Here is a 24,786-nt window from a genome sequence, read left to right on the forward strand (position 1 = left end):
GCGAAACAAATGAATCACAAAGTGGCCTTCAGCTTTGCCGATGGCAAAACCCTGTTTTTCCCGGTGGGCGCCCACGAAATCCTGTTGGACGCTGCGCTGCGCAACGGCATCAAGATCCCCCTGGATTGCCGCGAAGGCGTGTGCGGCACCTGCCAGGGGCGTTGCGAGTCCGGCGATTACAGCCAGGATTATGTCGACGAAGAAGCCCTCTCCAGCCTCGACCTGCAACAACGCAAGATGCTCAGTTGCCAGACTAGGGTGAAGTCCGACGCAACGTTTTACTTCGATTTTGATTCGAGCTTGTGCAATGCGCCGGGGCCAGTGCAAGTGCGCGGCACGGTGAGCGAAGTGCAGCAGGTCTCGGCCAGCACGGCCATTTTGCAGGTGCAAATGGAGGCGCCGCTGGACTTCCTGCCAGGCCAATACGCCCGCCTGTCGGTTCCCGGCACCGACAGTTGGCGCTCCTACTCCTTCGCCAACCGCCCGGGCAATCAATTGCAGTTTCTGGTGCGCCTGCTGCCCGATGGCGTCATGAGCAACTACCTGCGCGAGCGTTGCCAGGTCGGTGACGAAGTGCTGATGGAGGCGCCATTGGGTGCTTTCTACCTGCGCCATGTCACCCAACCGCTGGTGCTGGTGGCAGGCGGCACCGGGTTGTCGGCGTTACTGGGCATGCTCGATGAACTGGCAGCCAACGGTTGCGAGCAGCCGGTGCACCTGTACTACGGCGTTCGCGGGGCCGAAGACTTATGCGAAGCGGCGCGCATCCACGCCTACGCTGCAAAAATCCCGAATTTTCGCTACACCGAAGTACTGAGCGACCCATCACCTGCGTGGACCGGCAAGCGCGGCTACCTCACCGAACATTTCGACCTGGCCGAATTGCGGGACAGATCGGCAGATATGTACGTGTGCGGCCCCCCGCCGATGGTCGAATCCATCCAACAATGGCTGGCGGATCAGGCACTTGATGGCGTTCAGCTGTATTACGAAAAGTTTACGCAGAGTAATATCTGACCCCTCAGCAGTTCTGAGGGGCGGTGCGGCGTGCAATCAACCCTGAGAAAAACAAGTAGAAGGGAATGTTAATGGCGGATGACATGGTTAACCCGGTAGGCCTCAAGCGTGGCCTGAAGAACCGGCATATTCAGCTGATTGCCTTGGGAGGGGCGATTGGCACGGGGTTGTTCCTCGGCTCGGCCGGGGTGCTTAAGTCGGCGGGGCCGTCGATGATCCTGGGTTACGCGATTGCGGGGTTCATCGCGTTCCTGATCATGCGCCAGCTCGGCGAGATGATCGTCGAAGAACCGGTAGCCGGCTCCTTCAGCCACTTCGCGCACAAATACTGGGGCGGTTACGCCGGCTTCCTGGCCGGCTGGAACTACTGGGTCCTCTACGTGCTGGTGGGCATGGCCGAACTGACGGCCGTGGGCAAATACATTCAGTTTTGGTGGCCGGAGATCCCGACCTGGGTCAGCGCACTGGTGTTCTTTGTCGCGGTGAACCTGATCAACACCCTCAACGTGAAGTTCTTCGGTGAAGCCGAGTTCTGGTTTGCGATCATCAAGGTGGTGGCGATTGTCGGCATGATCGTGCTCGGCTGCTACCTGCTGTTCAGCGGCACCGGCGGCCCGCAAGCCTCGGTGAGCAACCTGTGGAGCCACGGCGGGTTCTTCCCGAATGGCGGCATGGGGCTGTTGATGTCGATGGCCTTCATCATGTTCTCGTTTGGTGGCCTGGAGCTGGTGGGCATCACTGCCGCCGAGGCCAGCGAGCCGCGCAAAGTGATCCCCAAAGCGATCAACCAGGTGGTCTACCGGATTCTGATTTTCTACGTCGGCGCCCTGACCGTGCTGCTGTCGCTGTACCCGTGGGACCAACTGCTGCAAACCCTCGGCGCCTCGGGCGATGCCTACAGCGGCAGCCCGTTTGTGCAGATCTTCTCGCTGATCGGTAACGACACCGCCGCACACATCCTCAACTTCGTGGTGCTGACCGCAGCGTTGTCGGTGTACAACAGCGGCGTGTACTGCAACAGCCGCATGCTGTTCGGCCTGGCCGAGCAAGGCGATGCGCCCAAAGCGCTGATGAAGCTAAACAAGCAAGGCGTACCGCTGCGCGCCCTGGCGATTTCGGCGCTGGTGACGATGCTGTGCGTGGTGGTCAACTACGTCGCACCGCACAGCGCGCTGGAGTTGCTGTTTGCACTGGTGGTTGCCTCGCTGATGATCAACTGGGCGCTGATCAGCCTCACCCACATCAAGTTCCGCAAAGCCATGGGCGAGCAAGGCGTGGTGCCGTCGTTCAAGACCTTCTGGTTCCCGTTCAGCAACTACCTGTGCCTGGCGTTCATGGTGATGATCATCAGCGTGATGCTGGCGATTCCGGGCATTCGTGAGTCGGTGTATGCGATGCCGATTTGGGTGGGGGTTATCTATGTGGCGTATCGGTTGCGGATCAGAAAGGGTAACGCTGTAGTGAATGCACAGTGATCCCTGTGGGAGCCGGGCTTGCCCGCGATAGCGGTGTGTCAGCCAGCGGATGTGGTGACTGACACACCGTTATCGCAGGCAAGCCAGCGCCCACATTTTGAAGCGGCATTCCCACGCAGAGCGTGGGAACGATCAGCCCCGGGATTCCGGGGCTTTTTTGTTTAGAGCGTGGAACGCACTCGCCACAGCTCGGGGAACAGCACGGTGTCGAGCATCTTGCGCAGGTAACCCACGCCCTCGGTGCCGCCCGTACCCGGCTGGAAGCCGATAATCCGCTCCACCGTGGTCACATGCCGGAAGCGCCATTGGCGGAACGAATCCTCCAAATCAATAAACTTCTCGGCCAACTGATACAAATCCCAATACCGGCTCGGGTCGCGATACACCTCACGCCAGGCCGCTTCCACGGACTCATCGTGAACCGTGGCCGCCGTCGGGTCGCGCTCGGCGCGTTTGGGGTCAATCGTCAAACCGGCTTTAGCCATCAGGTTAACCGCCTCGTCATACAGCGACGGTGTGGCAATCGCCACCTGCAACTCCTGCAACAACTCAGGCCGGTGCGCATGCGGGCGCAACAGCGCTGCGCTCTTGTTGCCGAGAATAAATTCGATCTCGCGGTACTGGAACGACTGAAACCCCGACGACTGCCCCAGGAACGGGCGGATCGCCTTGTATTCCGACGGCGTCATGGTGGCCAGCACCGCCCAGGCGTGCACCAGTTGATCGAAGATCCGCGACACCCGCGCCAGCATCTTAAACGCCGGCGACAGCTCACCCAGGCGCACGTGTTCGCGGGCGGCCTTGAGTTCGTGGAGCATCAGTTTCATCCACAGCTCGGAGGTCTGGTGCTGGATGATGAAGAGCATTTCGTTGTGGTCCGGCGACAACGGATGCTGGGCGCTGAGGACTTTGCCCAGGTCCAGGTAATCGCCGTAGCTCATCGACTCGGAAAAATTCAGCTCGGCGTTATGCCATTCTTCCGGCGGTTGGTAGTCAGCAGAGAAGGGACATTGGCTCATCGCGTAAGCTCCTTGAGCGGGCGAAGAATGGCGCGGACCGGGCTCGCGTCCAAGTTGGCAAAGCGCAGCGGCAGCGCGATCAGTTCATAGTCGCCCTCCGGTACGTCATCGAGCACGATGCCTTCGAGAATCGCCATGCCGTGGCGGGCCACGGCGTTGTGGGAATCCATGGTCTTGGACTGTTGCGGGTCCAGCGAGGGCGTATCGATACCGATCAGGCGCACACCCAGGCTGGCGAGCAGCTCAATGGTTTGCGGCGCGATGGCGGTGAAGTTCGAATCCCATTCCGTCAGCGGCGCTTGTGGATAAGTCCGCAGCAGCACGCGCTCCGGCAGGTTATCCACACGCCCTTGCAGTTGATGCGGCTGCACCAGCGCGCCACTGCCCAGGCAATGCAACACCCGGCACGGGCCCATGTACACGTCCAGCGACACCTCACCAATCGGCGCGCCGTCCGCGCTGTAATGCAGCGGTGCATCCACATGGGCGCCGGTGTGCGGCGAGAAGGTCACGCGGCCCACATTCACTGGGCACTCGGGGCCAAACTGCCACACGCGCTCTTCCTGGAACGGCGTATCGCCCGGCCAAGTCGGGGTGGCCGTGCTCAAGGGCGGGCTGATATCCCACCACGTTTTTATTGGGTTCATTTCAAGGCTCTCGGCTGTTACCTGGGTGAATGATACGAGGGCCAGCCGTGCATTTTCTTGCTTATTCCAGCGCCAGGCGGGAATTCTTTCGCACATACTGCGAGGAAGTGGGGGATTGACGCACAAATCTAGCGCCCGGCCGCAATCGTTCAAACAACTCAAATCCTTGTGGGAGCCGGGCTTGCCCGCGATGGCGCCGTGTCAGGCGATGAGAGGCAAGCTGTGGCGCCGTCATCGCGGGCAAGCCCGGCTCCCACAGGGTTCTAGGGGGCATGATGAATCACTGTGCGGTTGCGCTTCTGAGCATCCCGATGTCGAGTTCAGACCACTGACACAACGCCCAAGGCCTTAGGGTGCATCTTTGCATTCACTGCCTCGGAGCCATCATGTCCAAGCCCATCACCGTATTGCGCGACACCCACCCACTGCCGGTCCTGGATGCCTGCAAATGGGAAAAACTCGAAGGCGACCCGCACACCGTCAACCTCAACGCCTACACCAGCGAAGACGGCAGCAAGATCATGGGCACCTGGATTTGCACCCCGGGCAAGTGGTACGTGGAATACGTGAAGTGGGAATACTGCCACTTCCAGGAAGGCTACTGCGTGATCACCCCCGAAGGGATGGCGCCGATTCACTTGCGCGCTGGGGATATCTTTGTGGTGGAGCCCGGCATGAAAGGGACCTGGGAAGTGGTCGAGACGGTGCGTAAGTACTTTGTATTTGCCTGACCAAGCCCGCGCAAGGCGGGCTCTCGGAAACGCCCCTACTTGGGTTTGCGATAACTGTTGATGATCGCCGAGAAGTCCTTGCCGCCTTCCCCGCGCTGGCTCATCGATTGATACAACTGCTGGGCCACGGCACCGAGAATCACCGGTTGCTTGGCCTGGCGCGCCGCTTCGGTGGCCAGGCCCAGGTCCTTGAGCATCAGGTCGGCGCCAAAACCACCGGTGTAACCGCGCGAAGACGGCGCGGTTTCAATCACGCCCGGCCATGGGTTGTAGGTGTCGGAACTCCAGCAGCGCCCGGTGGAGCTGTTGATGATGCCGGCCAGCACTTGGGTGTCGATGCCCAGTGCATCGCCCAGGGCCATGGCTTCGCTGACGCCGACCATGCTGATGCCGAGCAGCAGGTTGTTGCAGATCTTGGCGATCTGGCCGGTGCCGATGTCGCCGCAATGCACGATGTTGCGGCCCATCTGCGCCAGCACCGGTTGCAGGGTGGCGAACAGTTCCAGGGGGGCGCCGACCATGAAGGTCAAAGTCCCTGCCTGGGCGCCGCCGGTGCCGCCGGAGACAGGCGCATCGGCCACCACCACACCTTGCTTGGCCGCGGCTGCGGACACATCGCGGATAGTTTGCGGGTCGATGGTGCTGCAATCCACGGCAGGTACGCCTTTGCCGATGCCGGCCAAAACGCCGTCCTCATTCAGCCACACGCTACGCACATGGGCTGCGGCCGGCAGCATGGTAATCACCAGCTCGGCGTCTTTCGAGGCATCGCGTGGTGAGTCGCTGATGGTGCCGCCCAACTCGGCCAATTCTTTGAGCACGGTTTGGTTCAGGTCGAACAGGTTCAGCGCGTGCCCGGCCTTGATCAGGTTGCGGGCCATGGGCGCGCCCATGTTGCCCAAGCCGATAAATGCAATCTTCATGGTCGTCTCCCCAAATCAGCGCAGGTTGATGGTGGTATTGACGCCATCATTGACCGTGTCGTCGTCGAACCAGCGGCTCGTCACGGTTTTGGTCTGGGTGTAGAACTGCACCACTTGCTTGCCGTACGGGCCCAGGTCGCCGAGCTTGGAACCACGCGAACCGGTGAAGCTGAAGAACGGCACCGGCACAGGGATCGGGATGTTGATGCCGACTTGGCCTACATCGATTTCGCTCTGGAACTTACGAGCCGCCGCACCGCTTTGGGTGAACAGGCCGGTGCCGTTGCCGAACGGGTTGGCGTTGACCAGCGCGATGGCCTCATCGAGGGTCGCAACCTCCAGCACCACCAGCACCGGGCCGAAGATTTCCTGGGTGTAAATCTGCATGTCAGTGGTCACGCCCGAGAACAGGGTCGGGCCAACAAAGTTGCCTTGCTCGAAGCCCGGCACCTTGATGTCGCGCCCGTCCAGCTCCAGCTTCGCGCCTTCTTTCACGCCGCTTTCGATCAGTTCCAGGATGCGCGTCTTGGCACGTTTGGAAATCACCGGGCCGACATCCGTACCGGCTTCACTGCCGGCATTCACTTTGAGCTTTTGCGCCAACGCCTTGAGGTCCGGCAGCCATTGCTTGGCCGCGCCCACCAGCACCACCACCGAGGTGGCCATGCAACGCTGGCCCGCCGCGCCGAAACCGGCACCGACCAGTGCATTCAACGTGTGTTCGCGATTGGCGTCCGGCAGCACCACGGCGTGGTTCTTGGCGCCCATCATCGACTGCACGCGCTTGCCGTGTTTACCGGCCAGGTCGTACACGTGAGTACCCACAGCAGTCGAACCGACGAAGGACACCGCCTTGATGTCTTTATGGGTGCACAGCGCATCCACCACATCTTTGCCGCCGTGTACGACGTTGAGCACGCCAGCCGGCACGCCAGCTTCCAGCGCCAGCTCTACCAGCAGCAGGGTCGACAGCGGGTCTTGCTCGGACGGCTTGAGGACGAAAGTGTTACCGCATGCAATCGCCATCGGGAACATCCACAGTGGAATCATCGCTGGGAAGTTGAACGGCGTGATACCCGCGCACACGCCGATAGGCTGGCGCAGGGTGTAGGTGTCGACGCCACCGGCGACGTTTTCAGCAAATTCGCCCATCTGCAAGGTGCCGATAGAGCACGCGTGCTCGACCACTTCCAGGCCACGGAAAATATCGCCCTCGGCATCGGCAATGGTCTTACCCTGCTCGGCGCTGAGGACCACAGCGATGCGTTTGGAATGTTCACGGATCAAGGCTTGCAGCTTGAGCATGATGCGCATGCGCGCGCCAATCGGCGTCAGCTTCCAAGTCTGGAAGGCCTGATGGGCAGCGTCGATGGCCGCATTGACTTCATCGGCGGTAGCGAAAGGGACTTTGGCCAGCACTTGCTGGGTGGCCGGGTTGACGATGTCTTGCCAGTGGGTGGTCTTTGACTCGACCCATTCACCGTTGATCAGCAACTTGACCTGTTGCACGGAAATGTCGGCAGAAGCGTTCATGTGGTCTCCAATCTTGTAGTTATGCAGAGACAAGGCGCGTGAATCGCCTTGGGAATGAGGCGTTCGGACTGTTTTTGGAGTATAGATGTGCAAATCTCTAATAAGAACGCACATAAAAGCCGGTCCAATATGCAAAAAAACATCACATCACTGGGCTCCCTGAATTGGGATGACCTGAAGTTTTTCCTCGAAGTGGCCCGCACTCGCAAGGCCAGCGTCGCCGCCAAACGCCTGGCGGTGGACTACACCACCGTGTCGCGGCGTATCAGCTCGTTGGAAGTGTCGCTCGGCACGCTGCTGTTCGAAAAATCCCGGACCAGCGGTTTTGTGCTCACCCCCGAGGGCCAGCGTTTACTGGGTTACGCGGAGTCCATCGAAAGCACCTTGCACATGGCCTGCGAGCAAGTCTCCGGCTCCGGCGTGGCGCTGTCCGGCCATGTGCGCATGGGCTGCACCGAAGGCTTCGGCAGCTTTTTCGTCACCCCGCAGCTCAGCCACTTCGTCGACACCTACCCGGCCATCTCAGTCGACATCCTGCCCCTGCCCCACTTCATCAGCCTGTCCAAGCGCGAAGCCGACATCGTCATCGCCCTGGAACGCCCGGAACACGGGCCGTACGTGTGCTGCAAACTGTGCGACTACAAACTGCAGCTGTACGCGACCCAGGACTACCTCGACCAACACCCGCCCATCCAGCGCCCGGCGGACTTGGCTGAGCATCCGTTTATCAGCTATGTGGATGACTTGGCGTTCAGCTCGGAGCTGTTGTACCTGGCGAATGTGGTGCCCGGCGCCAGCGCGAGTTTGCGCAGTACCAGCGTGATAGCGCAGTACGTCGCGGCGCAGCAGGGCCGGTCGATGGCGATATTGCCGTGCTTTTTGGCGGCGCAGGATCCGCGGTTGTTGCCGGTGTTGGGGGAGGAGATTGCGATTACACGGCAGTTTTGGATGTACTGCCGGGAGGATTTGAGGAAGCTGAAGCGGATTACGTTGTTGTGGGACTACATCAGGGAAGTGACGGAGCAGAATCAGGGGCTGTTGATGGGGGAGACGAGGGAGATAAAATTCGCGGATTAAAGGGCCATCAACGACGATTCGCTTTAATTTGCAGGACGTTTCCTAGAGACTCTCTGCCCTATTGCGCCTTACCGTTTGGGTCACTAGCCTCCTGACTTCGCTGCTCATCAGCGATCGGGTTTAGCGACTCGGATTAGTTGGGATGTGATGCCAGAGTATTGCCAGGTCTACCTGTCTTTACCGTTTTATGGCGGCTGTACGCGGGAGACCTTCGGGTCTGCCGGGTTCCCAAATTTACCGGTTCGCTAACCCGTGTACAGCTGCCACCTCTTCATGTTTAGCGACATGCCGTGGTGACCCCTACTGCAAATTTGGGAAACATCATGTCAAAAATCGTCCCCGATCCACCGCTTTCCTCCATCACCACCCTCGGCATCGTCACCTTTGGCGACTACGGCGAAAACCAAAAACCCCTGTTCCGCGTCAACTCCGGCATGCCGATTGAGCAAGCCCTGGAACACGCCTCCACCCTGCTTTTTTACTCCAAGAAACTCGCCATGGAAGCCGCCATGGATGTGCGCGGCGAGCAATACGCATGGGCCGCGCATTACCTGTGTGAGATGGGCAAGGCCGTGGTGGATGACTTGACGCAGGCGATGACGCCCGCGAGCTAAACGCCAGATCGTTCCCACGCTCTGCGTGGGAATGCCGCCCCGGACGCTCTGCGTCTGCTGTTGAAGTCGTGACGCAGAGCGTCACAGGATGCATTCCCACGCGGGGCGTGGGAACGATCGGATATAAGTGTGGGAGCTGGCTTGCCTGCGATGGTGGTGGGTCAGTCAGCACATCGGCTACTGATACACCGCTATCCTGGAACACGCCTCCACCCTGCTTTTTTACTCCAAGAAACTCGCCATGGAAGCCGCCATGGATGTGCGCGGCGAGCAATACGCATGGGCCGCGCATTACCTGTGTGAGATGGGCAAGGCCGTGGTGGATGACTTGACGCAGGCGATGACGCCCGCGAGCTAAACGCCAGATCCCACGCCCGCTCCCACATTTTTCTGCTGTTGAAGTCGTGACGCAGAGCGTCACAGGATGCATTCCCACGCGGGGCGTGGGAACGATCGGATATAAGTGTGGGAGCTGGCTTGCCTGCGATGGTGGTGGGTCAGTCAGCACATCGGCTACTGATACACCGCTATCGCAGGCAAGCCAGCTCCCACCTTGGATTGCATTGCAACATTTGAGATCGTTTAGATCGTTCCCACGCTCTGCGTGGGAATACCGCCCTGGACGCTCTGCGTCCGCTTCTAGCGGTGAGGCGCTTAGTCGGCGATCACCACAATCGACACGCGCCGATTCTCGGTGCGCCCCGCTACCGTGGTGTTCGGCGCCACCGGTTCGCTGCTGCCCAGACCGCGCAGTTGGATGTTTTCTTCTTTCATGCCCACACCGGTCAGCACTTTGCCCACGCTTTTGGCGCGGCGCAGGGACAGTTGCTGGTTGTAGCTCTCTTTGCCCGAGGCGTCAGTGTGGCCATCTACGCGTACGCGGTCGATGCCGGCGCCGACCAGGGCTTTGCCGATGCGTTCGACGATGTCGGTGCTGGCTTTGTTGAGGCTTTCAACGTCGCTGCCGAACAGCACTTTGCCCGACAGGCCGAAGGCCCAGCCTTCGTCGGTGAGTTCGAAGCCTTGTTGTTTGAGGACCGCGACTTGGGCCGGGGTCAGGCCTTTGGGTGGGGGCGTCTGGCAGCCGCCGAGGGCAAGGAATGCCACCAGTAAGGTAATAAACATAAAACGTGCGGTCGAGAACAAGGGATCAACTCCTGTGGTTAACATTTGCGGCGGTGGGCTCCGATTCCGCCGTTTGCTGGCCGCCCTGGGATAATCGTTTGGCCTGGTACATCGCCGCATCGGCGGCATTGAGCAGGGTGCAGGGGGTGGCACCATGATCGGGATAAACGGCAATGCCGATACTGAGAGAGGTCAACACCTGGGTGTTGCCGGGCAGTGGGATCGGTTTGTCCATGCTGGCAATGATCTTGTCGGCGATGCGCTGGGCATCTTCAACTTTGTGCAGCGGCGCCAGCAGCACCGCAAATTCATCGCCGCCCAAGCGCGCTACCAGATCATCTTCACGCAATTGCGCACGCACGCGCTCGGCGACGGCGACCAGCACGGCATCACCGGCGGCGTGGCCGAAGTTGTCGTTGATGTCTTTGAAGCGGTCGCTGTCGAGGAACAACACGGCGACCCGTTCGTTGACCTTGGCGGCGCTGCGCAGGGCACGAATCAGCCGGCCTTCGAAAAACGCGCGATTGGGCAAGCCGGTCAGGCTGTCGTGGCTGGCCTGGTGGGCCAGGGTTTCATTCTCACTTTGCAGGTGGCTTTGCCAAGCTTCCATCTCGCCGAGCAAGGCATTGAAGTCGCTGCCCAGGCTGTCGAGTTCGGCGATCTGCGCCGGTGGCACGCGCCGGTCAAAGTCGCGTTCGCTACGGGCGGCGTGGGCCACGGCGGCGAGGCTTTGCAGCGGTTCGGTAATGCCCTGCAGCAAGCGGCGCGCCAGGTAGAGCGCCACCCAGGCGCTTAGGGCGGTGCAGATGAGGATCCCGGCCAGGCCGCTGAGCAGGAAGCGCAGCAGGCTGCCGCCATGGCCGACCAGGTGAATGCTGCCGACGGCTTGCCCTTGATGCAAAACCGGCTGGCTGATGGGCTGCTCGAGCAAGGTGTGCGCGACTGCCAGTTCAACCCGCGACAGCAGCCCGGTATCCGGCCGCACCCATTGCGCGAGCAACTTGCCGCTGGCATCAAAGACTTCAGCCTGGGCCACCTCTTCAGTCGACGCAATCAGGCTCAGGGCTTCGGTAGCCGCGGCGCTGTCGTCGAACACCACCGCCGCTTCCACGGTGTAGTTGATGGAACGCGCGATCAGGTGCAGGTTGTGCTCGGCATACACCCGCAGCGCCAGCACGCCGAGCAGGGTCAGGGACACGCTGGCCAAGGTCACGGCGACCAACGCCAGGATCAAATGCCCACGGCCAATGACCGAACGCAACGTCGGCCGCGCTTTCGGGTTACTCATGGCGTCGGCGCTCGACGACGGGACAGTTGCAACACGCTGGGGTGAATGCGCACGCCACTGCGGGCGACGGAGTCCAAGTTGACCTCAAACGACACCTGCGCATCGCCCACGCGCAGGCAGAACAGGCTGCCCACGGTGCATCGGTCGCCGCCTTCGCTGATGCTGAGCACCGGGTGGCCGATCAGCGACGCGAACAGCCGAGTGCGCTCATCGTCGGAGAGTTTGCCGATGTACACGGCGTCGCAAGCACTGAGGATGTCAGGATTGTCGGCCAGCAGGCGCTTCACCACTACCGGGCGCCCCGTGGCCTGAGTGGTGCCTTTGATCAGATCATCGGTGTATTGGGTGGGGCCGACGATGCACAGCCGCAGTTGTGCAGGCTCCACCGGCCAGCGCGCGTAACTGAGGATGCCGAGTACCACTTGGGTGACTGCCTGGGCACGGTGGTCTGCCGGGCTTGGCGTTTGCGCATTGGCAAGCGGCGCGAGCAGGCACAGAACCGCCACCAGTAACATGCGTCTCCAGCTCAAACTACGCTCTGTGGGCGAGACAGCCACGGTCATTGCAGCAATTCTCTCAGGTGTTTTTTCAGGTTTTTTTTCAGGCTAATGCCGCAACGATAGCACAGCAACGGAAAACCCCGCGAAGAGCCGACTTCGCGAGATCCGCTATTTTTTCAGAAAAATCAGTCGACTGAATCAGAAATATTTCATGACCGATCAGTCAGTTTTTTTCAGCTGGCACGTCCAATTCCAGCATCAGCCCGCTCAAGCGCTTGACCTTGCGCAGTACGGCTTCCTCAAACACGCCACCACGCGGTTCGATCAAGCTGAACCAGCGCTTGGCGCGGGTGATGCCGGTGTAGATCAGTTCTTTGGTCAGCACCGGGTTCAGTGCATCCGGCAGGATCAGCGCGGTGTGCGTAAATTCCGAACCCTGGGATTTGTGCACGGTCATGGCGTACACGGTTTCGACGTCATTCAGACGGCTGGGCAGTACAAAGCGCACGCCGCCCTGGCCATCGTTGCGTGGGAAGGCCACGCGCAGCACGTGGGGGCCGCCGTCGCTTTCGGGCAGCTTGAGGGCGATGCCGATGTCACCGTTCATCAAGCCCAGGCCGTAATCGTTGCGGGTCATCAGCACGGGGCGGCCTTCGTACCATTGGTCGTCGCCTTCGATCAGCCGCACTTTGCGCAAGGCGGCGGTGATGCGCAGGTTCAGCCCCTCCACACCCCAGGGGCCTTTGCGCACGGCGCAGAGCAGTTGGAACGCGTCGAAGGCTTGCAGCAGTTGCTGGGCCCAGTGGGTCCAGGCCAAGTCTTCACGGGGTGTATCGAGGGCTGGGCGCGCGCTTTGCAGCAGGTTCAGGTAATAGCGATAACCCTGGGCTTCGTCGCCCTGCCCGTCCAGCACCAGGCGCTCAAGGGCATGGTCGTGCTCGCCCTTGAGGCTGAGGCAGAACAGGTCGTGGTGGCTGCGGGCGGCGAGCAGTTTGCGCGCCTCTTCGGCGTTTTGCTGGTTGACCCAGCGCGCCAGCTGGCCGATGCCGCTGCCTTCGCCGAAACGCCGCGAGTAGCGCAGCATCACCACTTGTTGGGCCAGGGGATGGCTGGCGTCGAGGTCTTCGTGCAGGCCGCTGGCGCTGAGGTCTTCGCCGCTCACTGCTTGCAGCCATTGGCGTGTTTCGGGGCTGTACCAGCCGACTTCGGCGTCGCGGCATAAGTCGCCGAGTACGGCGCCGGCTTCCACCGAGGCGAGTTGGTCCTTGTCGCCCAGCAACACTAAGCGTGCGTGAGGCGGCAAGGCGTCCAGCAGGTTGGCCATCATTTCCAGGTCGATCATCGAGGCTTCGTCCACCACCAGCACGTCCAGGGGCAATGGGTTGCCAATGTGGTGGCGGAAGTGCCGCGTGCCCGGGCGGCTGCCCAACAGGCGGTGAACAGTGGTGACCTGGGTCGGGATTTTTTCCCGCACGCTGCCCGGCACGTTCAGCGACAGCACTTGCTGGCTGATGGATTCGGTGAGGCGTGCGGCGGCTTTGCCGGTGGGTGCGGCCAGGCGGATGCGCAACGGGCTGCCGACTTCCACGGCGGGCGCCTGCAACAGCGCGAGCAGGCGCACCACAGTGGTGGTCTTGCCGGTGCCCGGGCCGCCGGTAACGATGCTGAAGGCACCGCGAGTGGCCAGGGCGCAGGCGAGTTTCTGCCAGTCGATCACGCCATCGGGCGGCGGCTGGTCGAACAGGCTGTTGAGGCGCTGCGGCAAATCAGCCGCGACGTTTTCCTGGGTGGCCAGGCGCAGGCGCAAAGCCGTGTCGATGCGCCGTTCGTAGGTCCAGTAGCGGCGCAAATACAGGCGTTTGCCGGACAGCACCAAGGGGCGGCTTTGCGCGGCGTCGCTGCCATCGACGGCCAGCGCGACCAATTGGCTGGAGGCCAACGCATGGCACCAATGGGCGCCGTCGAGGCCGTCGAGCAATTGCGACGGCAACACCATGGCGCCGGTTTGCAGGTCGCCTTCGGGTGGCAGCGACAAGGCGAAATCCGGCGCTTTGAGGGTTTCGAACAGGTCGAGGCACGCGTGGCCATGGCCCAGTTGGTGGCTGGTTAATGCGGCAGCGAGCAAGACCAGCGGGTCGGCCTGCGGATCGAGTTCGTGCAGGAAGCCGACGAAGGCTTTGTCCAGCGCGCGCAGCCAGCCACGGTCAACCCAACGCGCCAGCAGTTGCACCAGGTCGGCGGCGCGGCTGAGGGGCACTAACGCCTCAAGCGGTAACGGCGACAGGCTCATAACAGCACTCCTTGTTCCCAGGCGGGCTCGACCTTGGGCGGTATGGGTTTGCCCTGGAACAACAGGTCCAAGCCTTCGATCAGTTCCCGGGGTGGCCGGGTGAAATAGGCGCCCTGGCTCACGGCTTGGGTGCCGCGCAGGAACAGGTACAGCGCACCTCCGACGTGGCGGTCATAGTCGTAATCCGGCAGGCGTGCCTTGAGTTGGCGGTGCAGGGCCAGTAGGTAAAGCACGTATTGCAGGTCGTACCGATGCTCGAGGATCGACTGTTCCATGGCGTCCAAGGTGTAGGCCGAATCGTCAGGGCCGAGCCAGTTGGATTTGTAGTCGGCCACGTAATAGCGGCCGTCGTGTTCGAAGGTCAGGTCGATAAAGCCTTTGAACATGCCGTTGAGCAGCACCGGTTCGGCGGCGACGCGGGACACTCCGTTGTGGGTGTATTGGCACACCAGCTTGTCGAGGGCGAGTACGTCGACTTTGTGGCTGGCGAACCAGAACTCCATTTCAATCTGGTACTGCTGCAGGCTGCTCAGGGTGACGCGATCGTTATCCACAGGCAGCGGCGTTTGCAGCAGGTGGCCCAGCCAACCGCTGAGGGTGACGATCCAGCCTTCCCAGTCGCGCCGATTACAGCGCGCGCCCACGGCTTTTGCGATGGCCTCGGGGGAGACGTTGAAACCCTCCTCTCCCGCCCATTCCAGCAGGCCGTGGAGGAAGGTGCCGGGGTTAGGTCCGCGTGGGAAACGGTGAATGTCGCCGCCGGACGCCGCCACTTCGCGCGGTGCATCAGGGTCGAGGCGCTCGTCGTCGAACAGCTTCTGGGCTTGTGGGCTTTCCGGCGCTTCGAGGGGCGCGGCGCTCATGCTGTCGCCAATGCGCAATGCACTGTAGGAGGCGATCCACCAGTTTTCAGCGGCCTTGCGCTTGGGCAGCAACGGCGCGAGCAAGATGGCTTCGTTGCGCGGCGGGTGGAACAGGCTGTCTTGCGCGTCGGGCACGGGGGCGTAGTGGATGGCGGCGCAGCCTTCTTGCAGGTCCAGCAACCAGCGCGCCAGTGCGGCGGACTCGCCCAACGATGCACCGGCGCCGAGCAAGTAACCCAGGGCTGACAGGTGCAGTACCGAGCTGCTGTTATTGCCGCGCTTGAGGTCGGCAATGCCTAGCCAGCACGCATGTTTGGCGCGTGTGAGGGCGACGTAGAACAAGCGCAGGTCTTCGGCCAGGCGCTCATCGTCGGCTTGGGCAATCAGCTCGGCGGTGGGCCGCAGGCTGACCTGGGATTTGCCGTGTTCGTCGTGGTAATGCAGCGGCAGACGGCTGCCATCCACCGGTTTGGCCGAGCAGATGAACGGCAGGAAGACCAAGTCGTATTCCAGGCCTTTGGACTTGTGGATGGTCACCACCTTGACCAGTTGCTCATCACTTTCCAGGCGCAGGATCTGCTCCTCACCGGCCTGGCCCGACAGCGCCAAGTGCTCAGCCAGATGGCGGATCAGCGCCTGTTCGCCGTCCAACTCCGACGCGGCCTGTTGTAGCAGCTCGCTGAGGTGCAACAGGTTGGTCAGCACACGTTCGCCGTCACTGCGGGCGATCAGGGTTTGCGGCAGTTTGAAATCGTGCAGCAGCCGCCGCAGCATCGGCAGCACGCCTTGGCTGCGCCAGATCGCGCGGTAGCCACGGAACTGCATCACGCGGGTTTCCCACGCCAATTCGTCCTGGTTCAGACGCTCCAGTTCCGGCAATGACAGGTTCAAGGTGACGCAGGCCAGCGCGGCGCGCAGTGGGCGCTCGACGTCCGGCTCGGCGCAGGCCTTGAGCCAGGCCAGCAGGTCGTGGGCTTCCTGGGCGGCGAAGACTGAGTCTTTGTCCGACAGGTACACACTGCGCACGCCACGGGCGGCCAACTCGGCGCGCACGGCTTGGGCCTCCTTGCCGTCGCGCACGAGGATGGCGATGTCTGACGGCAGTACGCCTTTAAAGCTGTGTTCTTTTACGAAGCCGGCCGTGCCTTGCTGTCCGCCATTGAGCAACTCGACAATGTGCGTGGCGCAAGCAGCGGCCAGTTGTTGGCGATACACCGCGTTGGAAATCGGTTGATCGGTGGGCAGGTGCCAGAGGTGCATCGCCGGCAGCGTGTGGCCATCGACTTGCAGTTGCTCTTTGCGGCCTTGGGACAGCACCGAGTGGAATGGCACCGGGTTATCGCCATTCGGCTCGCGAAACAGGAATGCGCCACGGCCGGTTTCCGCGCGCTGGAACACGTGGTTCACCGCCTCGACCATCGCATGGCTGGAGCGGAAGTTGGTGCCCAAGGTGTGGTGGCGGCCGGTGGTGGACTGGCGAGCGCGCAGGTAGGTGTAGATGTCGGCGCCACGGAAGGCGTAGATCGCCTGCTTGGGGTCGCCGATCAGGAACAGGCCGCTGTCGAGGTGGTTTTCTTCGATGCGGTAGATGCTGTCGAAGATGCTGTATTGCACCGGGTCGGTGTCTTGGAATTCGTCGATCAGGGCGACCGGGAACTGCTCGCGGATCACACTGGCCAGGCGCTCGCCGCCGTCTGTTTGCAGGGCGGCGTTGAGGCGGATCAGCATGTCGTCGAAGCCCATTTCGGCACGGCGGCGTTTTTCTTCTTCGAAGCGTTTACCTACCCAGCCGGCGGCGTGTTGCAACACGGCGGCGTCGGGGGTGGGCAACGCGTCGAGGCTGGCTTTGAGGTGGGCCATGGCGTCGATGCCGGGATGGCGCGGCGGCTCGCCCTTCCAGGCTTCGGCCATGCCGTCGGGCGTCAGGCGGGTGAAGCCGGTGCCGATGTCCAGTTGCTCAACGGTTTCGTCAGCGGCCCAGGCGCTGATCTTTTCGAACCAGGGCTCGAAGTAACGCGCTTGCATCTTGCGGCCATCGACGGCTTTGGCGGCCACGGCTTGCAGGCAGATGTCGCGCAGCTCGACGGCCCATTGTTGCCACGGCGCCTTGAGGGTGACCAGCGCTTGGCGGCGCTCTTGCAGGCAGGCGTTGATCAGCTCGGCGGGCTCGCGGCTTTCGTCGGTAGGCCGTTCGCTGCCGAACAGCGCACGCACGCGCGGCATCAGCGCGGCGGGGCCACTCCAATTTTTGCGTACCCAATTGAGCGCGTCGTCGTGCATCGGGTAGCAGAACAGCCGCCAGTAGTCGCGCAGCACTTCGCCGAGCAGGTCGCTGTGGTCGGTTTCCAGGGTTTGGGTGAACAGGCTGCCACTGTCGAACGCATGTTCGCGCAGCATGCGCTGGCACCAACTGTGGATGGTCGAGACGGCGGCCTCGTCCATCCATTGGGCGGCGATGTCCAGGCGATTGGCGCAGGCTGGCCATTGCTCGGGTGGGTATTCGTCGCGCAGGTCGGCGATCAGGGTGTCCGGTTGCTCGATTTCTTCGCGGAAGAAGCGCGCGGCCTCGGCCAGACGAATGCGGATGCGTTCGCGCAGCTCTTTGGTGGCGGCGTCGGTGAAGGTCACCACCAGGATTTGCGGCGGCAACAGTTCGCGGCCGAAGCCAGACTCATCACCACCGTGGCCCAGCACCAGGCGCAGATACAGGGCGGAAATGGTGAAGGTCTTGCCGGTGCCGGCGCTGGCTTCAATCAGCTGGCTGCCTTTGAGCGGGAAGGCCAGAGCCAAAGGTTTAGTGATCATGCGCTGGCCTCCTCACTGCTGAGCGATCGCCAGGGGGCGTTGATCAACGGGCGATACAGGGTTTCGGCCCAGCCTTCGAATTCTTCGCTGGCGATGAGCGTGGCGTAGTCAGGGAACTGGCGGGTGAGCGCCGGGGTTTCGCGGCGTTCGCCGTCGGTGGTCAGGCCGTCGCCTTCGTAGGCTTTACTGGCGGCGGCCTGGGCCTTGGCGGGGTCGGTTTGGCCAAGCCAGGCGAAGGCGGTTTTGACGGCAACCGGGAGTGGTTTGCGCATGCCGGTGTGCCAGGCCAGCAGCAGGTTGCCGAGGATTTCCTGGGCAGCGAACTTTTCCAGCGGGGCCAGGAGCAAGGTGTCGTCACTGGCGACCAACCCGGTGCTGAGCGGCAGGCCGCAGGCGCAGGCGACCACGTGATTGACCCACGGGCGGATAAGGCGATGCCACTTGCGCGTCTTGATTGAGCCGATGCTGTTGGGGATGGTGGTCACACTTAGCAATCCGCCATCACCGCGCCGATGCAGGCCGCTGATCCAGCCTTCCAGCTGGAGGCCTTGATGCTCAAAACTGATCGGTTCGGCGGTTGTTTGTGGCGTGGGCCAGAGCGCCAATAAGTGTTGGTAGCGCTGCAGCAGATCGGGCAGTGGCTCGATCAGTTCGTTACGCAGGCATTCGCCAAAACCGACCATCGGCAACAAGCCGCTGCCTTGCAGGCGCAGGGCTTGGGCGTTGAGCGCTCGATCCACGTGGTCGGGCTGGGTCAGTGCGGCGTTCAGCAGGCTGTCGCTGAGGCTGTAGCGTTGCAGCGCGTCGAGCACGAAGGGTTCTTCATCGGCCAGCGGCACTTCGGCGGCTTCGAAGAACACTTTCAGACGCTGGCTGAAGAAGTGTTTGACCGGGTTGCGCAGGAAGTCCTGCAACTGGCCGAGGCTCAAGGGTTCTTCTTGTTGGTGTTGCGCCAGTTCGTCTTCTTTTAAGAGAGCGTCGGGTGCTTCGTGGAGCAACTGCCACTCGCGTGCGTAGCTGAACAGCGGATCGCCTGCATGGAAGTAGCGGGCACTGAACGGTTGAAGCGGGTGTTCCTGGGTCATCGCATCCAGCAGCGGTTGTTCTGTGTGTGCGTTATGCCAGCCACTGGCGATATGGTCGCGTAGTTGGCCGATCAGTACCGAGGCCGGACGCTCGCTGTTGTCGCGGATGCTGCGGCCTACCCAACTGATGTAGAGCTGGTCGCGGGCGGACAGCAGGGCTTCGAGCAGCAAGTAGCGGTCGTCTTCGCGGCGGGAACGGTCGCCGGGGCGGTAGTCGCTGCCCATCAGGTCGAAGTCCAGCGGCGGTTGCGCGCGCGGGTAGTCGCCGTCGTTCATGCCGAGCAGGCAGACGAGTTTGAACGGGATGGCGCGCATGGGCATCAGGGTGCAGAAATTGACAGCTCCAGCGAGAAAACGCTGGGACAGCCGGCCTTGGTCCAAGCCGGCCAGCCAGGCTTCACGAACTACGGTGAGCGGTAACTCATCTTGTAGGCCGACGGACTCACAGGTTTCCAGCCAGTCTTCTCTGAGCTGTTCGAGTTGGCCCAGCAGGTAGTCGTCGTGTTCGCTGCTGGGCAGGAAGAACAGTTGCATCAGGCGTTGCAGGCGCTCGCCCCATGCTTGAGGGGCTGCCGGTTGGGACAGGGCTTGATGGGCGTCGTTTAGCGCATCGAGCAACGAGACCAGGGGGCCGATGAGGGCCGCGTCAAGGCCGCCGATTTCGTCGTAGGGTTCAATGCCGTCGCAGGCGACACCGGTGCCGACGGCGTAACCCAGCAGCATGCGGCGCAGGCCGAACCGCCAGCTGTTTTGTTCCAGCTCATGGGGAAGGCCGAGGCCGGCGCGTTGTTCGGCATTAAGGCCCCAACGGATGCCTGCGCCTTCGATCCAGCGGTGCAGCGTAGGCAGATCGCGTTCCTTGATGGCGAAACGTTCGCGCAGGGCGGGGACGTCGAGCAGGTCGAGGATTTCGCTGACGGGGAAGCGGCTGTCGGGGAGTTTGAGCAGGTGTTCGACGGCGATCAGCAGAGGGTCGCGGCCGCGCTGGCCTTGGTCGGTGAGAGTGAACGGGATAAAGCGTGGGTCGCTTCGCTCAAGCTGGCCAAACACGGCGCGAATGTGCGGCGCGTAGCTGTCGACGTCGGGGACCATGACGATGATGTCGCGCGGGCGCAGCGTGGGATCGGCGCTGAAGCGCTGGAGTAATTGGTCGTGGAGAATTTCCACTTCGCGTTGGGCGCTGTGGGCGATATGGAAGCGGATGGAGTTGTCGCTATTGAGGTCGACGCCTGGCCACAGCTCGCGTGTTTCGTTGAGTGGGCGCAGTTCGAGAATGTCGTCCTGCAACTGATTGAGCAGCGTAGTGGGCTCGCTTTCGCTGAACAGGTCGATGCGGCCGTCGCGGAAGGCGGCGCGGTAGCTGTTGGGGTCGTCGTAACTGTCCAGCAGGCTGATGTAATCACGGCCCTGTTTGCCCCAGGCGGCGAGCAACGGGTGTGCGTGCTGGTGCAGGGTTTGTGGGTCGATGACGACCGGCATGCCAGCCTTGCGCGCTTGGCGTTTGTATTCGTTACGCAGCAGGTCTTTGTCGGCGACGATGTCGGACCAATGGTGGCGGCAAGGGTTGTGCACACAGAGCAAGACTTGGCTGAACCTTGCTAAGCCGGCGAGGGCCTCCAGGGCTTGCGCGGGCAGTGACGAAATGCCGAAAACGATCACTCGGGACGGCAAGCCTGGCGGGGCTTTCTCCAGGGTATTGATGCGTTCGATGAAGCGCTGGTGAACACCGGCGCGGCTTTCGGCCATGCCCTCTTCACCTACGTCCAACAGCAGTGCACGCCATAGTTCTGCCTGCCAGCAGTTCGCGGGGTTAAGGGGTTTTGATTCACCTCGACCATTGCGCAGTTGGTGGCGGCCGGCGGCCCAGTCTTCTAGCCAGTCAGCGCGATAGACCTGGTATTGGTCGAACAAGTCGGCCAGACGTTCGGCGAGTTGATAGCGTTTGCGTAGGTCAGTGTCGTGGGTGAGGAAGCGCTGCAGGGGCTCGAAATGCGGTTGGTCGATGAGCTCCGGGAGCAGGCGCATCAGGCGCCAGGTCAGTGGGGCTTTATCGAGCAGGGACTTGGGTGGGATCTCGTCTTTGCCCAGGACCATGCGATAGAGCTGCCACATGAAACTGCCGGGGAGCTGCACATCGATGGCCGCAGCAATGCCGCAGCCGCCCGTGTCACCCTCTTCCGGGTCTTCGGCCAGGGCTAGTTTCAGCCATTGGGCGATGCCGTTGCTTTGCACCAGGGCGATTTCGTTTTCCAGGGGAGCGAGCGGATAACGGCGCATCCAGCTGACTACCAGGCTGCGCAGTTCGTCCAGGCGGTTGCCGTGAACCACCATGAATCCAGCGCTGAGGGACGTCGCATCCGGCATAACGGCTTCCTTGGGAAAAGCAAAATCGAGGCATGGACTTTAGCATTGAAGGCGACCGCAAGCTGCAAACGAGGCGACGCCCAAAACAAAACCCCTGTTTGCGTTAGCAAACAGGGGTTCTGGAATTTAATCTTGACGATGACCTACTCTCACATGGGGAAACCCCACACTACCATCGGCGATGCATCGTTTCACTGCTGAGTTCGGGATGGGATCAGGTGGTTCCAATGCTCTATGGTCGTCAAGAAATTCGGGTACTGAGTCGTGACCTTATGGCCTCGCTTCAGCAAATTGGGTATGTGATAGCTTTCGGTGTTTTGTGAGATCGAACTTTCGGTTCTATCGTCTTCACACACCGCAATCTGATGCTTCTACTTGTTTCCAAGTCCGAAGTAGTCAAATTGCTTGGGTGTTATATGGTCAAGCCTCACGGGCAATTAGTATTGGTTAGCTCAACGCCTCACAGCGCTTACACACCCAACCTATCAACGTCGTAGTCTTCGACGGCCCTTCAGGGGACTCAAGGTCCCAGTGAGATCTCATCTTGAGGCTAGTTTCCCGCTTAGATGCTTTCAGCGGTTATCTATTCCGAACATAGCTACCCGGCAATGCCACTGGCGTGACAACCGGAACACCAGAGGTTCGTCCACTCCGGTCCTCTCGTACTAGGAGCAGCCCCTCTCAAATCTCAAACGTCCACGGCAGATAGGGACCGAACTGTCTCACGACGTTCTAAACCCAGCTCGCGTACCACTTTAAATGGCGAACAGCCATACCCTTGGGACCGGCTTCAGCCCCAGGATGTGATGAGCCGACATCGAGGTGCCAAACACCGCCGTCGATATGAACTCTTGGGCGGTATCAGCCTGTTATCCCCGGAGTACCTTTTATCCGTTGAGCGATGGCCCTTCCATACAGAACCACCGGATCACTAAGACCTACTTTCGTACCTGCTCGACGTGTCTGTCTCGCAGTCAAGCGCGCTTTTGCCTTTATACTCTACGACCGATTTCCGACCGGTCTGAGCGCACCTTCGTACTCCTCCGTTACTCTTTAGGAGGAGACCGCCCCAGTCAAACTACCCACCATACACTGTCCTCGATCCGGATAACGGACCTGAGTTAGAACCTCAAAGTTGCCAGGGTGGTATTTCAAGGTTGGCTCCACGCGAACTGGCGTCCACGCTTCAAAGCCTCCCACCTATCCTACACAAGCAAATTCAAAGTCCAGTGCAAAGCTATAGTAAAGGTTCACGGGGTCTTTCCGTCTAGCCGCGGATACACTGCATCTTCACAGCGATTTCAATTTCACTGAGTCTCGGGTGGAGACAGCGCCGCCATCGTTACGCCATTCGTGCAGGTCGGAACTTACCCGACAAGGAATTTCGCTACCTTAGGACCGTTATAGTTACGGCCGCCGTTTACCGGGGCTTCGATCAAGAGCTTCGCGTTAGCTAACCCCATCAATTAACCTTCCGGCACCGGGCAGGCGTCACACCCTATACGTCCACTTTCGTGTTTGCAGAGTGCTGTGTTTTTAATAAACAGTCGCAGCGGCCTGGTATCTTCGACCGGCATGAGCTTACGGAGCAAGTCCTTCACCCTCACCGGCGCACCTTCTCCCGAAGTTACGGTGCCATTTTGCCTAGTTCCTTCACCCGAGTTCTCTCAAGCGCCTTGGTATTCTCTACCCAACCACCTGTGTCGGTTTGGGGTACGGTTCCTGGTTACCTGAAGCTTAGAAGCTTTTCTTGGAAGCATGGCATCAACCACTTCGTTAACTAAAAGTTAACTCGTCATCAGCTCTCGGCCTTAGAATCCCGGATTTACCTAAGATTCCAGCCTACCACCTTAAACTTGGACAACCAACGCCAAGCTGGCCTAGCCTTCTCCGTCCCTCCATCGCAATAACCAGAAGTACAGGAATATTAACCTGTTTTCCATCGACTACGCTTTTCAGCCTCGCCTTAGGGACCGACTAACCCTGCGTCGATTAACGTTGCGCAGGAAACCTTGGTCTTTCGGCGTGGGTGTTTTTCACACCCATTGTCGTTACTCATGTCAGCATTCGCACTTCTGATACCTCCAGCAAGCTTCTCAACTCACCTTCACAGGCTTACAGAACGCTCCTCTACCGCATCACCTAAGTGATACCCGTAGCTTCGGTGTATGGTTTGAGCCCCGTTACATCTTCCGCGCATGCCGACTCGACTAGTGAGCTATTACGCTTTCTTTAAAGGGTGGCTGCTTCTAAGCCAACCTCCTAGCTGTCTAAGCCTTCCCACATCGTTTCCCACTTAACCATAACTTTGGGACCTTAGCTGACGGTCTGGGTTGTTTCCCTTTTCACGACGGACGTTAGCACCCGCCGTGTGTCTCCCATGCTCGGCACTTGTAGGTATTCGGAGTTTGCATCGGTTTGGTAAGTCGGGATGACCCCCTAGCCGAAACAGTGCTCTACCCCCTACAGTGATACATGAGGCGCTACCTAAATAGCTTTCGAGGAGAACCAGCTATCTCCGAGCTTGATTAGCCTTTCACTCCGATCCACAGGTCATCCGCTAACTTTTCAACGGTAGTCGGTTCGGTCCTCCAGTTAGTGTTACCCAACCTTCAACCTGCCCATGGATAGATCGCCCGGTTTCGGGTCTATTCCCAGCGACTAGACGCCCTATTAAGACTCGCTTTCGCTACGCCTCCCCTATTCGGTTAAGCTCGCCACTGAAAATAAGTCGCTGACCCATTATACAAAAGGTACGCAGTCACCCAACAAAGTGGGCTCCCACTGCTTGTACGCATACGGTTTCAGGATCTATTTCACTCCCCTCTCCGGGGTTCTTTTCGCCTTTCCCTCACGGTACTAGTTCACTATCGGTCAGTCAGTAGTATTTAGCCTTGGAGGATGGTCCCCCCATATTCAGACAAAGTTTCTCGTGCTCCGTCCTACTCGATTTCATGACTAAGAGATTTTCGCGTACAGGGCTATCACCCACTATGGCCGCACTTTCCAGAGCGTTCCGCTAATCTCAAAGCCACTTAAGGGCTAGTCCCCGTTCGCTCGCCACTACTAAGGGAATCTCGGTTGATTTCTTTTCCTCAGGGTACTTAGATGTTTCAGTTCCCCTGGTTCGCCTCTTACGCCTATGTATTCAGCGTAAGATAACCATCTTATGATGGCTGGGTTCCCCCATTCAGACATCTCCGGATCAAAGTCTGTTTGCCGACTCCCCGAAGCTTTTCGCAGGCTACCACGTCTTTCATCGCCTCTGACTGCCAAGGCATCCACCGTATGCGCTTCTTCACTTGACCATATAACCCCAAGCAATCTGGTTATACTGTGAAGACAACATTCGCCGAAAATTCGATAATACTCAATTACGAGTAACTCACAAATTTTACCTTAGCCTGATCCGTTACCAGTGAAAGTAACG

General features: G+C 60.5%; 15 protein-coding genes, 2 rRNA genes and 1 pseudogene. 6 read left to right on the forward strand and 12 right to left on the reverse strand.

From position 1 onward, the window contains the following. Positions 1–9 precede the first annotated feature (9 nt). Both antC and GJU48_RS20350 read left to right on the forward strand, forming a co-directional pair. A complete protein-coding gene (gene antC, locus GJU48_RS20345; protein ID WP_094951791.1) occupies positions 10–1,017 on the forward strand; it encodes an anthranilate 1,2-dioxygenase electron transfer component AntC in 1,008 nt (335 codons plus the stop codon). A gap of 71 nt (positions 1,018–1,088) precedes the next feature. Beyond that, positions 1,089–2,492 (forward strand): amino acid permease, encoded by a 1,404-nt coding sequence (locus GJU48_RS20350; RefSeq protein ID WP_094951792.1) that lies wholly within the window; start codon positions 1,089–1,091, stop codon positions 2,490–2,492. Positions 2,493–2,653: 161 nt separating this feature from the next. Here the strand turns inward: GJU48_RS20350 and kynA are convergent, their stop codons facing one another. Then, positions 2,654–3,511 carry a tryptophan 2,3-dioxygenase gene (kynA, locus tag GJU48_RS20355; RefSeq protein WP_094951793.1) on the reverse strand — a complete coding sequence of 286 codons (858 nt, stop codon included), beginning with the start codon at positions 3,509–3,511 and terminating at the stop codon, positions 2,654–2,656. Beyond that, positions 3,508–4,158 (reverse strand): arylformamidase, encoded by a 651-nt coding sequence (kynB, locus tag GJU48_RS20360; RefSeq protein WP_094951794.1) that lies wholly within the window; start codon positions 4,156–4,158, stop codon positions 3,508–3,510. The genes kynA and kynB overlap by 4 nt, the downstream gene beginning before the upstream one ends. A 386-nt stretch (positions 4,159–4,544) precedes the next feature. Between kynB and GJU48_RS20365 the strand changes: the two genes are divergently transcribed. Then, a complete protein-coding gene (locus GJU48_RS20365) occupies positions 4,545–4,889 on the forward strand; it encodes a cupin domain-containing protein (RefSeq protein ID WP_003194115.1) in 345 nt (114 codons plus the stop codon). A 35-nt stretch (positions 4,890–4,924) separates the two neighbouring features. On the opposite strand, the gene mmsB is transcribed toward GJU48_RS20365, so the two are convergent. Further along, the gene (gene mmsB / locus GJU48_RS20370; RefSeq protein ID WP_094951796.1) at positions 4,925–5,812 is read right to left on the reverse strand and encodes a 3-hydroxyisobutyrate dehydrogenase; all 888 of its coding nucleotides are present in this window, start codon (positions 5,810–5,812) and stop codon (positions 4,925–4,927) included. A 15-nt stretch (positions 5,813–5,827) separates the two neighbouring features. After that, complete coding sequence (locus GJU48_RS20375) at positions 5,828–7,345, reverse strand: CoA-acylating methylmalonate-semialdehyde dehydrogenase (protein WP_094951797.1); 1,518 nt, start codon at positions 7,343–7,345, stop codon at positions 5,828–5,830. A gap of 129 nt (positions 7,346–7,474) precedes the next feature. Here GJU48_RS20375 and GJU48_RS20380 point away from each other — a divergent pair, with 129 nt between their 5' ends. The 3 genes and pseudogenes from GJU48_RS20380 to GJU48_RS20390 all read left to right on the forward strand — a co-directional run. Further along, a complete protein-coding gene (locus GJU48_RS20380; protein WP_094951798.1) occupies positions 7,475–8,422 on the forward strand; it encodes a LysR family transcriptional regulator in 948 nt (315 codons plus the stop codon). Positions 8,423–8,745: 323 nt separating this feature from the next. Further along, positions 8,746–9,036 carry a DUF3077 domain-containing protein gene (locus GJU48_RS20385; protein WP_094951799.1) on the forward strand — a complete coding sequence of 97 codons (291 nt, stop codon included), beginning with the start codon at positions 8,746–8,748 and terminating at the stop codon, positions 9,034–9,036. A gap of 196 nt (positions 9,037–9,232) precedes the next feature. Then, positions 9,233–9,394: pseudogene (locus GJU48_RS20390) on the forward strand (DUF3077 domain-containing protein); the annotation flags it as partial. 296 nt (positions 9,395–9,690) lie between these two features. Here the strand turns inward: GJU48_RS20390 and GJU48_RS20395 are convergent. The 8 genes from GJU48_RS20395 to GJU48_RS20430 form a co-directional block, all read right to left on the reverse strand. After that, a complete protein-coding gene (locus tag GJU48_RS20395) occupies positions 9,691–10,182 on the reverse strand; it encodes an OmpA family protein (protein ID WP_094951800.1) in 492 nt (163 codons plus the stop codon). Between the two features lie 4 nt (positions 10,183–10,186). Next, entirely contained in the window at positions 10,187–11,449 is a 1,263-nt protein-coding gene (locus GJU48_RS20400) for a diguanylate cyclase domain-containing protein (protein ID WP_094951801.1), read from the reverse strand. Further along, positions 11,446–12,012, reverse strand: coding sequence for a YfiR family protein (locus GJU48_RS20405; RefSeq protein ID WP_094951802.1), 567 nt, complete (start codon positions 12,010–12,012; stop codon positions 11,446–11,448). Before GJU48_RS20405 ends, GJU48_RS20400 begins: the two co-directional genes overlap by 4 nt. A gap of 160 nt (positions 12,013–12,172) precedes the next feature. Beyond that, the gene (recD, locus tag GJU48_RS20410) at positions 12,173–14,239 is read right to left on the reverse strand and encodes an exodeoxyribonuclease V subunit alpha (RefSeq protein WP_094951803.1); all 2,067 of its coding nucleotides are present in this window, start codon (positions 14,237–14,239) and stop codon (positions 12,173–12,175) included. Beyond that, positions 14,236–17,907, reverse strand: coding sequence for an exodeoxyribonuclease V subunit beta (gene recB / locus GJU48_RS20415; protein WP_094951804.1), 3,672 nt, complete (start codon positions 17,905–17,907; stop codon positions 14,236–14,238). Before recB ends, recD begins: the two co-directional genes overlap by 4 nt. Continuing rightward, positions 17,904–21,356, reverse strand: coding sequence for an exodeoxyribonuclease V subunit gamma (gene recC / locus GJU48_RS20420; protein WP_094951805.1), 3,453 nt, complete (start codon positions 21,354–21,356; stop codon positions 17,904–17,906). Before recC ends, recB begins: the two co-directional genes overlap by 4 nt. Positions 21,357–21,486: 130 nt before the next feature. Beyond that, a 5S ribosomal RNA gene (gene rrf / locus GJU48_RS20425) occupies positions 21,487–21,602 on the reverse strand. A 170-nt stretch (positions 21,603–21,772) separates the two neighbouring features. Further along, positions 21,773–24,664, reverse strand: a 23S ribosomal RNA gene (locus GJU48_RS20430). Positions 24,665–24,786 lie beyond the last annotated feature (122 nt).

It is taken from the genome of Pseudomonas sp. IB20, from assembly GCF_009707325.1.
Lineage (GTDB): Bacteria > Pseudomonadota > Gammaproteobacteria > Pseudomonadales > Pseudomonadaceae > Aquipseudomonas.